Annotated in this window: 9 protein-coding genes; 1 reads left to right on the top strand and 8 read right to left on the bottom strand. The window is 69.0% G+C overall.

Annotated features, from left to right (window positions below; all coding sequences use genetic code 11):
• Positions 1 to 34: 34 nt before the first annotated feature.
• The 6 genes from AFR_RS46620 to AFR_RS01415 all read right to left on the bottom strand — a co-directional run bounded on the left by AFR_RS46620 (position 35) and on the right by AFR_RS01415 (position 8,241).
• A complete protein-coding gene (locus AFR_RS46620) occupies positions 35 to 199 on the bottom strand; it encodes a hypothetical protein (protein WP_158510503.1) in 165 nt (54 codons plus the stop codon).
• 37 nt (positions 200 to 236) lie between these two features.
• Entirely contained in the window at positions 237 to 1,262 is a 1,026-nt protein-coding gene (locus AFR_RS01435) for a LacI family DNA-binding transcriptional regulator (protein ID WP_023357509.1), read from the bottom strand.
• Positions 1,259 to 2,842 carry a glycoside hydrolase family 13 protein gene (locus tag AFR_RS01430; RefSeq protein WP_023357508.1) on the bottom strand — a complete coding sequence of 528 codons (1,584 nt, stop codon included), beginning with the start codon at positions 2,840 to 2,842 and terminating at the stop codon, positions 1,259 to 1,261. The genes AFR_RS01435 and AFR_RS01430 overlap by 4 nt, the downstream gene beginning before the upstream one ends.
• 11 nt (positions 2,843 to 2,853) lie before the next feature.
• Positions 2,854 to 5,727, bottom strand: a complete 2,874-nt coding sequence (locus tag AFR_RS01425) for a carbohydrate-binding protein (protein ID WP_023357507.1) — start codon at positions 5,725 to 5,727, stop codon at positions 2,854 to 2,856.
• Positions 5,724 to 7,079: an ABC transporter substrate-binding protein gene (locus tag AFR_RS01420; RefSeq protein WP_023357506.1), complete on the bottom strand. Its 1,356-nt coding sequence runs from the start codon at positions 7,077 to 7,079 to the stop codon at positions 5,724 to 5,726. The genes AFR_RS01425 and AFR_RS01420 overlap by 4 nt, the downstream gene beginning before the upstream one ends.
• Positions 7,080 to 7,266: 187 nt before the next feature.
• Positions 7,267 to 8,241 (bottom strand): LacI family DNA-binding transcriptional regulator, encoded by a 975-nt coding sequence (locus tag AFR_RS01415; RefSeq protein ID WP_023357505.1) that lies wholly within the window; start codon positions 8,239 to 8,241, stop codon positions 7,267 to 7,269.
• A gap of 1,392 nt (positions 8,242 to 9,633) precedes the next feature.
• Here AFR_RS01415 and AFR_RS01410 point away from each other — a divergent pair.
• The gene (locus tag AFR_RS01410; protein ID WP_023357504.1) at positions 9,634 to 10,182 is read left to right on the top strand and encodes a helix-turn-helix domain-containing protein; all 549 of its coding nucleotides are present in this window, start codon (positions 9,634 to 9,636) and stop codon (positions 10,180 to 10,182) included.
• Here AFR_RS01410 and AFR_RS01405 read toward each other — a convergent pair.
• Positions 10,173 to 11,885, bottom strand: coding sequence for an ABC transporter ATP-binding protein (locus tag AFR_RS01405; protein ID WP_023357503.1), 1,713 nt, complete (start codon positions 11,883 to 11,885; stop codon positions 10,173 to 10,175). The genes AFR_RS01410 and AFR_RS01405 overlap by 10 nt on opposite strands.
• Before the next feature lie 71 nt (positions 11,886 to 11,956).
• Positions 11,957 to 13,657 (bottom strand): ABC transporter ATP-binding protein, encoded by a 1,701-nt coding sequence (locus AFR_RS01400; RefSeq protein WP_023357502.1) that lies wholly within the window; start codon positions 13,655 to 13,657, stop codon positions 11,957 to 11,959.
• Between the last annotated feature and the right edge of the window lie 344 nt (positions 13,658 to 14,001).

Here is a 14,001-nt window from a genome sequence, read left to right as displayed (position 1 = left end):
GGCTGACCGCGTCAGCGTGCAGCCGTCCCGCCGATCAGGGGAAGCGGCGGTGTAGATAAACGGCAAATGATGCGAAGGCGGTAGCGGCAGCGATCGCCGTCACGGCCAGCGAGCCGGAGCTCACCCAGGCGGCAGGCACGCTGATCAGCGCTGTGTTCAGTGCCAGCACAGCTTCACTGTTCTCGTCGTGGTTCGGCATGGTCCCTTCCCGGACCCACCACTTCGGAGGGTCTCGATCAGGAAAGTGCCGCGACCCCGGTCTTGCGTGCAGCGCCGGTGGTGTTGCGGACCACGAGTTCGGGTTCGAAGAGGAGTTCTTCGTTTCGGCCGGGGTGGCCGTCGATCTGGTGGAGGAGCAGGGAGACCGCCGCGTGGCCCATCGCGTCGACCGGCTGGCGGATCGTGGTCAGCGGCGGGTCCGTGCAGGCCATCACCGGGGAGTCGTCGTAGCCGATGATCGACACGTCGCCCGGCACCGAGCGGCCCATGCGGTGGGCGGCGCGGATCGCGCCGATGGCGGCGACGTCGCTGGCGCAGATGAGGGCGCCCGCGCCTTCGGTGATCATGCGGGCGGCGGCGACCTGGGCTTCGGCCATGGCGAACGGGGAGCGGCCGATGAGGGCCGGGCCGTCGTGGCCGTGGCGTTCGCGGGCCGCGAGGTACGCCGCCAGTTTGCGAGCGCTCGGCACGTGGTCGGCCGGGCCGAGCAGCAGCCCGATGCGGTCGTGCCCGAGGGCCGCCAGGTGGCCGTAGGCCTGGTCGATGCCGTGGCCGTCGTCGGTGCAGACCTGGGGGAAGCCGAGTCCTTCGACCGCGGCGTTGACCAGCACGGTCGGCAGGGACCGTTCGCGCAGGGCTGCGTAGTGGGTGTGGTCGGCGTCCGCTTCCTGGTAGAGGCCGCCGCCGAAGAGGACGCCGGAGACCTGTTGTTCCAGGAGGATCGAGACGTAGTCCGCCTCGGGGACCCCGTCGACCGTACGGGTGCAGAGCACCGGGCTGAAGCCGCGCTTGGCGAGAGCGCCCGCCATGGCCTCGGCGAGAGCTGGGAAGACCGGGTTGGTCATTTCCGGGAGCACGATGCCGACGAGGCGGGCGCGTTCGCCGCGGAGTTTGTTGGGGCGTTCGTAGCCGAGGACGTCGAGGGCCGTGAGGACCGCGTCCCGGGTGGCCTGCGAGATGCCGGGTTTGTCGTTGAGCACGCGGGACACCGTGGCCTGGCTGACCCCGACGTGCTGGGCGACGTCGGCGAGTCTGCGGGTCATGAGGGCGAGTCTAGGGTTTGCAGCCAGACGGCCGCGTCGGGCGGAAGGTCACCGTCCGCGAGCGGGCCGCTGGCGAGTACGATCGCCGAGCCGGCCGGCAGCGGCACGGGCGCAGCGGACAGGTTGACCAGGCAGGCGAAGGTGCCCCGGCTGAAGGCGAGCACGCCGTCCGGCGCGTCCAGCCAGGTCATCGGGCCGTCCAGCGTTCGGCGCGCGGACAGGGCCGAACGGTAGAGATGCAGCATCGAGTCCGGGTCGGATTCCTGGGCCTCCACGGACAGAGCCGCCCAGGACGCCGGCTGCGGCAGCCAGGTTTCGCCGGTGGTGTTGAAGCCCAGGGCCGGGCCGGTGGACGTCCACGGCAGCGGGATCCGGCAGCCGTCGCGGCCGGGGTCGGAGCCGCCGCTGCGCGTGTACATCGGGTCGTCGCGGATCTCGTCCGGCAGGTCCTCGACCTCGGGCAGGCCGAGCTCCTCGCCCTGGTAGACGTAGACCGAGCCGGGCAGGGACGTGGTCAGCAGGGCGGCGGCCCGGGCGCGGCGTTCACCGAGGGCCGGGTCGGTCGGCTGGAGGTGCCGGGCTCCGCGCAGCGCAAACTCGAAGGCGGTGTCGGCGCGGGCGTACCGGGTGACGTGCCGGGTGACGTCGTGGTTGGAGAGGACCCAGGTGCTCGGAGCGCCGACCTGGGCGTGCGAGGCGAGCGTGTCGTCGATGACGCGGCGCAGCGCCTTGGCGTCCCAGGGGCAGCCGAGGAAGTCGAAATTGAACGCGGTGTGCATCTCGTCCGGCCGCAGATACTTGGCGAACCGGTCGGAGTCGGCGAGCCAGACCTCGCCGATCAGCGCGCGGGGCTCCTCGTACGAGTCGGCGATGCGGCGCCACGCGCGGTAGATCTCGTGGGTGCCGTCCTGGTCGACGTACGGGTGCGGCTCGCCGTCCTTGATCTCGCCCAGGCCGGGGTCCTTGACACACATGGCCGCCGAGTCGATGCGGATGCCGTCGACGCCGAGGTCGAACCAGAACCGCAGGATGTCCTCGAACTCGGCGCGGACCTCGGGGTGGTTCCAGTTGAAGTCGGGTTGTTCACGGGCGAAGAGGTGCAGGTACCACTGGCCGTCGGGCAGTTGTGTCCAGGCGGGCCCGCCGAAGGTCGACTGCCAGTCGTTGGGCGGCAGCGAGCCCCGGCCCGCCCGGAACCAGAATCGGTCCCGGGCGGGTTCCCCCAGGCGCGCACCCAAGGCTTCCTGAAACCACTTGTGCTGATCGGAGCAGTGGTTCGGCACGACATCCACGATGGAGCGGATGCCGAGGTGGTGCGCTTCGGCGATGAGGTCCCGTGCCTCGTCGAGCGTCCCGAACATCGGGTCGATGTCGCGGTAGTCGGCCACGTCGTACCCCGCGTCGGCCATCGGCGACGGGTACCAGGGGCTGAACCAGATGGCGTCGATGCCCAGGTCGCGCAGGTGACCGAGGCGGGCGCGGATGCCGGCCAGATCACCGATCCCGTCACCGTTCGCATCCGCGAACGACCGCGGGTAGACCTGATAGATCGCGGCGTGACGCCACCAGTTCCGAGACACGATTCCCCCTGCTAGAAGCCGCTGTTGCCGGCGCCGCGGTTGATGGTGAAGCCGGCGTTGTTGGCCAGCCCCGGACCGCCGTTCCCAGTAACCGTTACGTAACTGAACGTACCCGTGCCGGGTGAGTTGAACTCCAGACCGAGCGTTCCGGTGCCGTTGAAGGCCACGTGGTCGAGCGTCAGGTTGGTCACCGCCTTCTGCCAGCTCAGCAACAGGCCCTGGTAACTGCTGTCGTTGACCTCGAGGTCCCGGAAGACCACCGCACCGGTGATGTCGTTCGCCTCGGCGTAAACCCACAGCGCCCCGATGTCGCTGCCCCAGTCCAGGCTGTGTGATCCCGTACGCGTGAGCGTGTTCCGCTGCACGGTGGTCGTGCCGCCGAACGGGTTGGCGCTGTGCCAGCTCGACACCGTGACGCCGGAGCCCTGGAACACCACGTCGGAGAAGAGGCTGTCCTCGACGCGGTTGCCGGTGCCGCCGTAGATGCCGACCGTGTTGGCCAGCAGGGGCAGCGCCGCCGAGTTGAAGGCGAACACCGTGTTGCTGACCGTGCCGGTGTTGCTCCAGGACCAGAGGGCCATCGAGTCGTCGCCGGTGTTGCGGAACGTCGACTGTTCCAGGCGGCTGTTCTTCGTGTTGCCGGTGAAGTTGGTGCCGTCCGCCATGGTGTTGCGGATGCGCAGGCCGGCCGCGTACAGGCCGTCGGTGGTGCCGTTGACCCAGAGGCCGACCTTGGCGTGGTTGGTGGCCACGTGGTGGATCAGCGATCCGGTGCCGAAGTCACCCTCGATGGCCGCGTCCGAGTTGGCGCAGCAGTCGGGGTCGCGTGTGGTGACGTCGCCGTCGAAGGTGAAGTCGCCGAGCGTCGTGTTGCTGCCGGTGACCATGAAGCCGCCGCGGCGGTTCAGGCCGTTGAGCGTCGTGCGCCAGATGCCCGCACCGCGGACGTCGACACCGGCGACAGTGACGATCGAGCCGAGCACAAACGTGCCGGCCGGGATGTAGACGCCCTTGCCCTGCGAGACCGCGGTCCGGAACGCGCCTGAGTCGTCGCTGCTGTCGTTGGGTGTCGCGCCGTACGCCGTGACGTTCACGTAGCCGGCCGGTGCGGGGTAGGCGGCGTCGGCCACCTCGGCCTCGATCAGGTCGACGGTCACGTACGCCGAGGCGGTCGTGTCCTTCTGCACCTTGAGGACCGTGCCCGCCGGGTACGTCTGCGGCAGCAGCACCCGTGAGTCGTCGAAGAACCGGTGCGGGTTGACGCCGCCCGGTGCCGCGTCGAACGGGTAGGCGCCGTACATCCACGCGTACTTCGAGGTCAGGGCCAGATCGGTGACCTTGGTGCCGCCCGCGTAGACCGCCAGCGGCGCCGTCGAGCCGTCCGGCACGCTTGCTCGTACCGTGATGGCGTTGGCGGGTTTGCTCAGGGTGACCTGCACGTACTGGCCGGTCCCGGTGAGCTTGACCGCCCGCCGGCCCGAGGCTTCCGCCTGCTCGGTCGTGTAGGTGCGGTTCGCCGCGAGCACGGTGCCGTTGGTCTGCCCGGCCTCGGCCTCGTAGGTCGTGTAGGGCACGGTCGCGCCCCTCGCCGCCAAGGCAGTGCTGCCCGCGACGGCCACGTTGTCGAGTTGCACACCGCCGGAGTCGCCCGCGTCGACCTGATATCCGAGCAGGTTGAGGCCCGTGCGCAGCGGCACGTCCCGCGCGACGGTCTGCCAGCCGGTGCCGGCGGCCAGGCTCAGCTGCGCCTGCTTCAGGCCGTTGGCATAAACCGACACCGTCCGCGCGCCGCCGGTCGCATTCCGGAAGCGCAAGGTGGTCGCGACCGTCCCGGCCGCGGCCAGATTCACGGTACGCACGACCCGCGCGCCGCCGGTGAGGCCGGTGACAAAACCGGATCCCGTGTACCCGGCCACATCCGTCGCCGTGCTCGCGCCCCCGGCCAGGAACGCGCTCTCGAGCTCGAGCCCACTGCCCCCGGTGGGAGGCGGCGTGGTGCTCACCGAGCCGACCGCAATGTTGTCGAGATTGACGTTGCCGCTGTCCGCGGTGCCGTACTTGACCGCGATCGTGTTGGCGCCCGAGTTCAGGGTCACGTTCTGGGCGGCGGTGCCCCACGTGTCCCAGTTGGCCGTGGCCGGCAGGCTGATCTGCTGCGTCGTGCCGTTGACCACCAGCGACATCGTGCGTGCGGCGCCCGTGCCGTTCGCGTACCGGAGGGTCACCGGGGCGCTGCCCGCCGAGGCCGCGCTGACCGCGAAGCTCGCCGTGGCGTTGCCCTTGTTGGCGTCCGTGAAACCGCCGACAAACCCGGATCCGGTGTAACCGGGGTGGTCGGTCTCGGTCGCCGCGCCCCCACTGAGCTGCGCGGACTCGGCCTCGTAGATGCCGGAAGCCGGCGGCGGGGCCGGTGCGACCGCCAGACTGTCCACATTGATGTTGCCGTTGTCGGCGGTGCCGAACTTGACCGCAATCGTGTTGGTGCCGGAGTTCAGCGTCACGGCCTGAGAGGTGCTGCCCCAGGTGTCCCAGTTGGCCGTCGCGGGCAGGCTGAGCTGCCGTGTCGTGCCGTTGACCACCAGCGACATCGTGCGAGCGCCGCCCGTGCCGTTCGCGTACCGGAGGGTCAGGGTGTTGCCGCCCGCGGTCGCGCCGCTGATCGCAAAGCCTGCGGTGGCGTTGCCTTTGTTGCCGTCGGTGAACCCGCCCACGAAGCCCGAACCGGTGTATCCGCCGTGGTCGGTGGCCTTGACGGCACCCCCGCTGAGCTGCGCCGACTCAGCCTCGTAAGTGGTGGTCGCGGCGTTCGCCCACGGCATGACGGTCAGGACACCGGCGACCAGGACGGCTGCCATCGCGCCGCCGAGCCAGAGTCTTGTGCTCATTTGGCTGCTCCCAGTACGCCGTTGACCTGAGCCTCGGCGTCGGCAAGGAGCTTGTCGATGTCGGCGTTCCGGTCGGTGAGCACCTTCTGCATGGGCACGTCGAGGACGGCGTAGACCTGCTGGGCCAGCGGCGGCTCGAGCTTGAGGGGGATGCTGGTCTCGGTCGCGGCGAACGGCGCGAAGTTCTCGACCGGCACGTTCTTCAGCTTGTCGCGCTCGGCGACCAGGGTCTTGTCCGAGGGCGAGCCGGCGACCCAGATGTTCGGCTGGGGCAGGCCGACGGGCTCCTTGTTCTTGTTGGCCCGGCCCAGGCTCTCCGCGATCCGGTCCGGCGCGACCGTCTTGTACGACAGCCAGGTCAGGCCCGCCTTGATCTTCGCGGGGCTCAGACCCGCCTTGAACATGTACCCGTCACCGCCGCCGAGCGTCCCCTTGCCGTCCGGGATCGACCCGAGCCCGTACGTGTCGAACTTGCCCTTGTACTGGTTGACGATGTTCACGATGTCGCTGCCGGTGCCGAGGTACATGCCGAGCTTGTTGCTGCCCATCATCTGCAGCAGGTCGGAGTATTCGAGCAGCTGCTTCTGACCCATGCTGTTGTCGGTCCAGCGCATGTCCTTGAGCTGCTGCAACACCTGCTTACCGGTGGCGGTGTTGAACGCCGCCTTCCAGGTCTCGCCGTCCTGTGTCGCGACGTCGCCACCCAGCGAGTACGTCTCCGCGGTGAAGTGCCAGCCACCGGTGTTGTTCTTGCTGTAGTCGCCGTAGCCGACCACACCGCCACCCAGGGCGTTGATCTTCTTGGCCGCCTCGCGGACCTCGGCCCAAGTCCGGGGCGGGGTCGCGGGGTCGAGACCGGCCTTCTTGAACAGCTCCCGGTTGTAGACCAGGCCCATCGAGTAGTTCTGTGACGGCAGCCCGTACGCGTGCCCGGATTCGTCGGAGAAGATCCGCAGCAGCTCCGGCTTGAGGTCCTTGGTGTTCGGGAACTCGCCGAGGTACTTGCTGATGTCCGAGACCTGGCGCTTGCGGATCAGCGCCTGCGGGTCGGTGAAGTAGACGTAGAAGACGTCCTCGAGCTGGCCACCGGCGAGCTTCGCGGAGAACGTCTGGGGATCCATCATCCCCTCTTTGGCCTCGATCTTGATGTCCGGGTACTTGTCCATGAACTTCGTGACGTCTTCCTCGAAGTTCTTCCGGTTGACCGGGTCGGTGTCCGGCGGCAGGCCGTTGACGGTGATGGTCACCGGGCCGGTCGCGGCCTCCTCGGTGCTGTCGCCCGAGCCGGAGCAGGCGCTGCTCAGCAGCAGCGCGCCCAGCGCAAACGTGGTCGCCAGAAGTCGTCTTCTCATCGCGGGGATGTCCCTCCATCGGAGCAGTGGCCGCGACGAGCTGTGACATCGGCGTTTCGGTGGTGTTGCCGGCCGATAACCGTCCCGCGGCGTAGGCCGAGGATAGGACTGTCGTTGTGACGAAGTCCATAGGATCACGCAAATTTAAGTTGGGTTTGCGGTCGCTCGTTTGCACGAGCGTGCAAACTTACGACTTCTGTGGCGCGGTCGTGCCTCGGACGATCAGCTCGGGGTCGAAGGTGATCTCGTCACCGACCAGCGGCCGGCCGTCGAGCTGCGCGAGCAGGGAAGACACCGCGGCCGCTGCCATCTCACGGACGGGCTGACGCATCGTGGTCAGCGGCGGATCGGTCACGCCCATGAACGTCGAGTCGTCGAAGCCGACGACCGACACGTCGCCCGGCACGTCGAGGCCGGCCTTGCGGACGCCCCGGATCGCACCCAGGGCCAGGGCGTCGCTGGCACAGACCAGGCCGGTCACACCCTTGTCGAGCAGCCTGTTCGCCGCGGCCCGGCCGCCCTCCATCGAGAAGACCGTGTGCTCGACCAGGTCGTGGTCACCCCGGAAGCCGGCGAGCTTGCGCATCGACGGCACGTGCCCCACCGGGCCGAGGATGAGACCGATCCGCTCGTGACCCAGCCCGGTCAGATGCGCCGTGGCCTGCTCGACCGCGATCGCATCGTCGATGCTGACCTGCGGCACACCCAAATTTTGATCGGCGGCGTTGATCAGCACCATGGGCAGGCGACGCTCGGTCAGCTGCTTGCCCTGCTCGGCGCCGGCGTCGGCAAAACTGCTGCCCACGAAGATGATCCCGCCGACCTGGTTGGCCAGCAGCATCTGGATGTAGTGCGCCTCGGAGACCCCGTCGGAGGTCCGCGTGCAGAGCACCGGGACCAGGCCACGCTGGATCAGCGACACCCCGATGACGTCGGCGAACGCCGGGAACACCGGGTTGGACAGGTCGGGCAGCACCAGGCCGATGAGGCGGGCCCGCTCCGCGCGTACAGGCCGGGGCCGGGGATATCCGAAGACGTCGAGAGCGGTCAGGACCGCGTCGCGGGTCGCCTGGGCCACCCCGGGACGGTCGTGCAGCACGCGGCTGACGGTCGCCTCGGAAACGCCTGCGTACTGGGCAACAGCCAGGAGCCTGCTCGTCACGCCGTTCAGGGTACGCGTCGTGCAAACGCTTGCAAGAGTTGTGCAAACGAGCGGGCCGCCGCTGTCCGCGACACGACACGCTGGGGCGTGCCAGGAAATAACGCGCAACACGTTCACTTCAGGGATCAACCGTCTCACGCTGAGTGAAGATGAACGGGTCAAACTCCGCACATGCCGTGAATGGTCTGTAGCTCGCATATAGGTCTGTCGATCTTCGGTGCCGTAAACCGTGAAAGCCGCTTCACGCATCTGCATTTGATATGCAGTCAGTGAGCTGAAGGACCATACCTACCACCCGTTGTCGGCACGATAATTGCACCCGTGAAGATGAGCCCGCCTCGCGTCCATTATTCGGAGTGACCATCCACTGTGGGAGGCGGCCAGATCAACGCCCGATCACGGCGACCGGCCGGAAGCGGTTCCGCCGGTAAATCGGCACGGGGGTCCGAACGGGTAGCTCTGATCATTCGAAAGGGCAACCATTCCTGACCTTGCGGACCCGGTGGCCCGGTGATCATTGTTCCGCCGCGTTTCGCCGGGTTTCACCACCGGACGATCATCACATTTGCCGATGCGCAGGTGGAGATGGCAAATACCTCCGCGGCGTTTCGTGTTGTTGCCTGCAGGTAGCGCCCCGAGCCGGGCCCCGCGCACCCTCTCCCTGCAGTGGGCGGGCCTCCTCACCGGACACGGGACGGAGGTTCCGCCGCCGGTCTGGAGATGGGTCCGGACGACCGGTAGGGTGGTCACCGCGGAAGTTCCCGATTTTCGCTCGATGTCGCGTCTGATTGGTCTCGGGCCGATGTCTGATCAGCAGGGCCCGGAAAGCCGCTATGGTGGCAGTCTTTCCGGAAGTGATCGAGGGGTCGGCCCGGCATTGTCACGATGCCATTCCGGCCCCTTTGTCATTGCGACGACGGGCTACCCACGGGTAGCCCATTGTGCGTTCCGTGGTAAACAAACTTTAGCGTCGACCAGATCTGCAACTTGCAGGTACAGGCCACCCTTCGGCGGGCCCGCGCAACGGCAACAGAGCGTGGTGGAATACGTCGGCGTGCTGGTGCACAATCGATCGCGGTGCTGCGGACCTGTCCACCATCAGGTCCGCACCGCTTTCTGAGCAACGGCCCGAGACCACATCTGCTTGTGTGCCATCGAAGGAGTACCTCCAGTGACTTTCCGCTACATCGTCCGGCGCCCGCCCTGGCGCGCCGGCATCGGCCCGGGGGCGCCGGCGTCGTGCCCGCGCCTGGCCCTGGACAGCCCTCCACGGGCGTCTGCGCTCTGCCTCCCGTCGACCGCTGCTTCGCTGGCGCTCCCGTCGGTCGCGGCCCCGCCAGTGCTTCCGTCCGTCGCTGCCCCGCCGGTGCTCCCGTGCGGAGGTCGCGCGTGATGACCAGCACCGACGTGCCCGGTGGCGGCCGGCACCGGGCCCGCTTCCCCGCCTCCGGCACCTTCGCCGAGCCGGCCGGAACGGCGGGACGCCCGTCGAGCGCCTCCCTGGCCCGGGAGCACGAGCTGGCCCGCATGCGGGCCAAACTGATGGACCCGGAAACCGCAGCCCGCGACCTCGCCGAGCGCCTGACCTTCGCTCACGTGAACGCCGGCAAACCCGCGCTCAGCGTGCTGGGCGAGGCGGTCCACTACAGCAAGGCCACACTGTCCAAAGTGTTCGCGGGCAAGATGGTGCCGTCCTGGCCACTCGTGGAAGACCTGGCCGTGGCCCTGCGGGTGCCGCCGCAGACGGTGGTGCAGGAATGGCTGCTGCTGTGGACCGCGGCGAACACTCTGCGCCGCAACCCCGACGCCGGACGTCCCGCTCCTGGCACCACGGCGGCCACCACCGACGCCGGTTACACCTGCCCGAAATGCGGCAGCTGGGTGGTCGACACGGCCCTGCACACCGGGTGGCACCTGCAGATCTCCGACCCTCAGCGGTAGGCGCGTTCCTGGAGGGCGTACAGCTCGGCGTAACCGCCACCCGCGGCCATCAGCTCGGCGTGGGTGCCGTGCTCCGCCACCTGCCCGTCCTCCAGGACGACGATCACGTCGGCCATGCGTACGGTGGTGAACCGGTGCGAGACCAGGACCGTGACAGCGCCCTGCCGGGTGGCCCTGCGGACCTGCTCGACGAAGTGCTGGAAAAGGTCGTGCTCGGCGAGCGGGTCGAGCGCCGCGGTCGGCTCGTCCAGAACGACACACAGCGGCGGCCGGTCGCCGGACACCTCCCGCATCAGCGACCGGGCCAGGGCGAGCCGCTGCCACTGACCGAGGGACGGTTCGACACCCCCGAACGCCGCGCCGAGCTGGGTGTCGAGGCCCTGCGGGAGCCGCTCCAGCACGTCGGCAGCGCCAGCGCGGTCGACGGCCGCGGTAACCGAGGGGCGGTCTCGGATGTGCCGGACACTGCCCAGGCCGACCGTCTCGCGGGTCAGCAGCCGGATGCGGGCGAAGTCCTGGTAGACGCCGGAGAGACGGTCACGCCAGCCCGACCGGTCGATGCCCGCGAGCGGCTCGCCGTCGACGGTGATGTGGCCGCCGGTCGGCTCGTAGACACCCGTGAGCAGCTTGATCAGGGTCGACTTGCCGGCACCGTTGGCGCCGACGATCGCCACGGTGCTGCCCGGCGTCAGGTGCAGGCTGATGCCGTGCAGAACGTCGGTGTCGGCCGACGGGTAGCGGAACCGCACGTCGTGCAGCGTGATGCCACCGCCCAGAACGTCGGGTGCGGGTGTGCCCGGGCGTGCGGCTTCCTCGGCGTACCTTCGCAGCCACCAGAAGTGGTCGACGACCTGACCCGCCTCGGCGACCGTGCTGAGGCTGTCGAGCACCGTTCGCAGCTGCGCCTGCAACTGCGTGGCCAGCGAGACCACCAGCACGGCCGCGCCCACGGTCGCCCGTCCGTCACCGATGAGGTCGGCCACGACCAGCAACGCGGCCGCGACCCCGGCCGCATAGAGCAGCCAGGCCCCGGCCTGAGCGGCCGCGGCCCGCAACCGGGCCCGGGTCTCCGCGGCGGCGGCCTCCCGCCACAGCGCGGACGCACGATCGTTCAAGATCTCACCGGTACCCGCGAGCATGACCTCCTTGGCCGGTTCGGGCTCGATGCAGAGCTCGTGCAGGCGCTGCTCCCGGCGCAGCAGCTCGGTGTTGTCGTCCCGCGACCGGCGCAGCAGCCGGTCCGAATGGCGGTTCGCAAAGAACAGCGGCACGGCCAGCACCGCCAGCAGGCACAACACCGGACCGACCCACACCAGCAGACCGATGGTGACCGCCAGACTCACCACGGCCGCCGCGGCGTCGAGAGTGGACCAGGGCATCGCGGCCAGCGACTGCGAATTCTTGAACAGCCGGTTCCAGCGGTCGATGTACGGGCCGTGCTCGACGTGCGTGATCGTCGGGATCGACGAGATCGCCCGCTGCGTCTCCTCGTTGAGCCGGCCCCGCACCCGGCCCACCAGATAGATCCACAGGTTGCTCTGCACCCGCCCGGCCACAGCCGAAACGCCGTACGCGAGTGTGCCGAGGGCCACCGCTCCCGCAACCGCACCGGTCCGGTGGGCGGCGCTGCTGTCGACGAGCCAGAGCTGGCTCAGACCCAGAGCAGCGATCACACCGGCCTGACCGATGATCAACACGAACATGACCAGGGAGGCTCGCCTGTCTGTGCGTACCGTCAAGGAGGTGACGTGGCGCAGAAGGCGCAACCACCGGGTCATGGTCTGTCCGCCTGGAAGGTCTCGGCCTGCACGGTGAAGAAGCGCGCATAATCGCCGCCCAGGGCGAGCAGCTCCTCGTGCGTGCCGTCCTCGGCGACCCGCCCGCCGCGCAACAGGATGATCCGGTCGGCGGGCCGCACGGTGGAGAGCCGGTGCGAGATGAGCACCGTCGTCGTGCCGTGCACCCGGCTGACGACCCGCTCGTGAAACTCGGCCTCGGCCCGGATGTCGAGATGCGCGGTGGGTTCGTCGAGCACCAGCACCCGCCGGCCCGCCGCGACGGCAAAAAGCACCCGGGCGAGAGCCACCCGCTGCCACTGACCGCCGGACAGGTCGGTGCCGTCGGCGCCTTCCCGCCAGAGCGAGGTGTCCAGCCCGGCGGGCAGATCGCTGCTGCCGGCGCGGTCGAGGGCGTCCAGCACGGCATCGTCGTTGCTCTGCTCGGGTGCCGCGAAGGTGACGTTGTCGCGCAGGCTGGCGGGATAGCGCACGAAGTCCTGGAACAGCACGGCCAGCCGCCGGCGCCAGGCGAGAAGATCCAGGTCGGCGAGGTCGATGCCGTCGACGGTGATGCGCCCGCTGTCGGGCCGGTAGAGCCCACCCAGCAACTTGACGAAGGTGGTCTTGCCGGCGCCGTTCTCACCGACGACCGCCACGGTCTCCCCCGGGCGCAGCGTCACCGACAGGCCGTCGAGCACCGGCCGGGTCGCCCCCGGATAGCTGAAAACCACGTTCTCGAAGCGGATCGTCGGGGTGCCCGGCACTTCCCGCCCCGCGACCGGCACTGCCTCTCCGTGCTCCGCGTTCAGCTCGTCGGCGGCCTCGATGCCGCGGAGACCGTACTCGATGTCGTAGGCCTCCATGCCCATGTTGCTGATCGCCATCACGCCGAACGCCGCGAGGACAAACGTGATGAGCTGCGCAGGATCAAGCCCGCCGTCGAGCACGGCGGCGGCGGGAAAGGCCAGCGCTGCCGTGGCCGCACCGACCAGCAACCCGGCCGTCCACCACTGCCGGCGCAGCACACCCAGCAGCTCCCGGAAAACCGGCGCATAGGTACGCGCAGCAGCCGCCCGGAACCGCCCACCGAACCAGTCGCTCAACCCGAACAACCGCACATCCTTCGCGGCGCCGATCACGGCCAGCTCGGCAACGTAGAACTCCATACGCTGCCCGGCGGTGTCCGCGTCCAGCCGGTCGATGATCCGCAACCACTGCCGCCGGAGAATCGCACGAATCACCAGCGACACCACGAGCAGCCCGACGGCCAGCGCCGGCTCGAACACCGCCAAAAGCCCGGCCGCGGCAAACGCACTCACCATCCGGAAAATCAACTCGGCCTGCCCGGTGACCGCGGTCCCGGCCGACCGCTCCCGCGCAATGCCCATGCCACTGTCGACAGCCCGCGAGGCCCTGTCTTGAAAGGTTTGACTCTCGAGCCGGTCGAGCCCCGGCAACCGGATCGCGAGCGCCCGCAGCCGGGCCCGCTGGCCGCCGTCGATCCGCTTCCCGGCCAGCACCGTCACCGGCGTCAACACGAGCCAGATCAACTGATCGAAAAGAAAAACCCCGGCCACCAAGCCCGCAGCCACCAGCGCCCGCTGATCAAGACCGGCGCTGCCCAGTGAGGCAACCAGCCAGCCGACCGACAGGGCCCGCAAGGTCGGAATGGCCGCCCGGGCGAGTTGGAGCAGCACGAGGACCCCGGCTAGGCCGCCACCTGCCCGCGGCAGCAACCGCAAAAGCCGGACGCGCGCTTTGATCGTGCCCAGCAAGCCACACCCCCGCGATCGGCCGCCATCGATCCTCGCCCACCCGGCGGCACGAACACAATCGCTTTAGCGCTCCCCAGCGCCTCCCGCAGATCGAACACGACAGTCGCCGCAAATCGAAAGCGAAGGCGCCGCAGATCGAAACTCGCCGGCGGCCCTAGCCAGCCGTCACCTGCGCCGACCATGCGGCCAGAACGTCCGCTGCGGCCTGTCTGAGGCCACCACAAGCCGACGACGCGGGTTTGACTTTGTCCGCGCGGAGCGGGGAC

The organism is Amorphoplanes friuliensis DSM 7358, assembly GCF_000494755.1.
GTDB lineage: Bacteria > Actinomycetota > Actinomycetes > Mycobacteriales > Micromonosporaceae > Actinoplanes > Actinoplanes friuliensis.
This window is presented reverse-complemented; position numbering and strand designations above follow the sequence as displayed.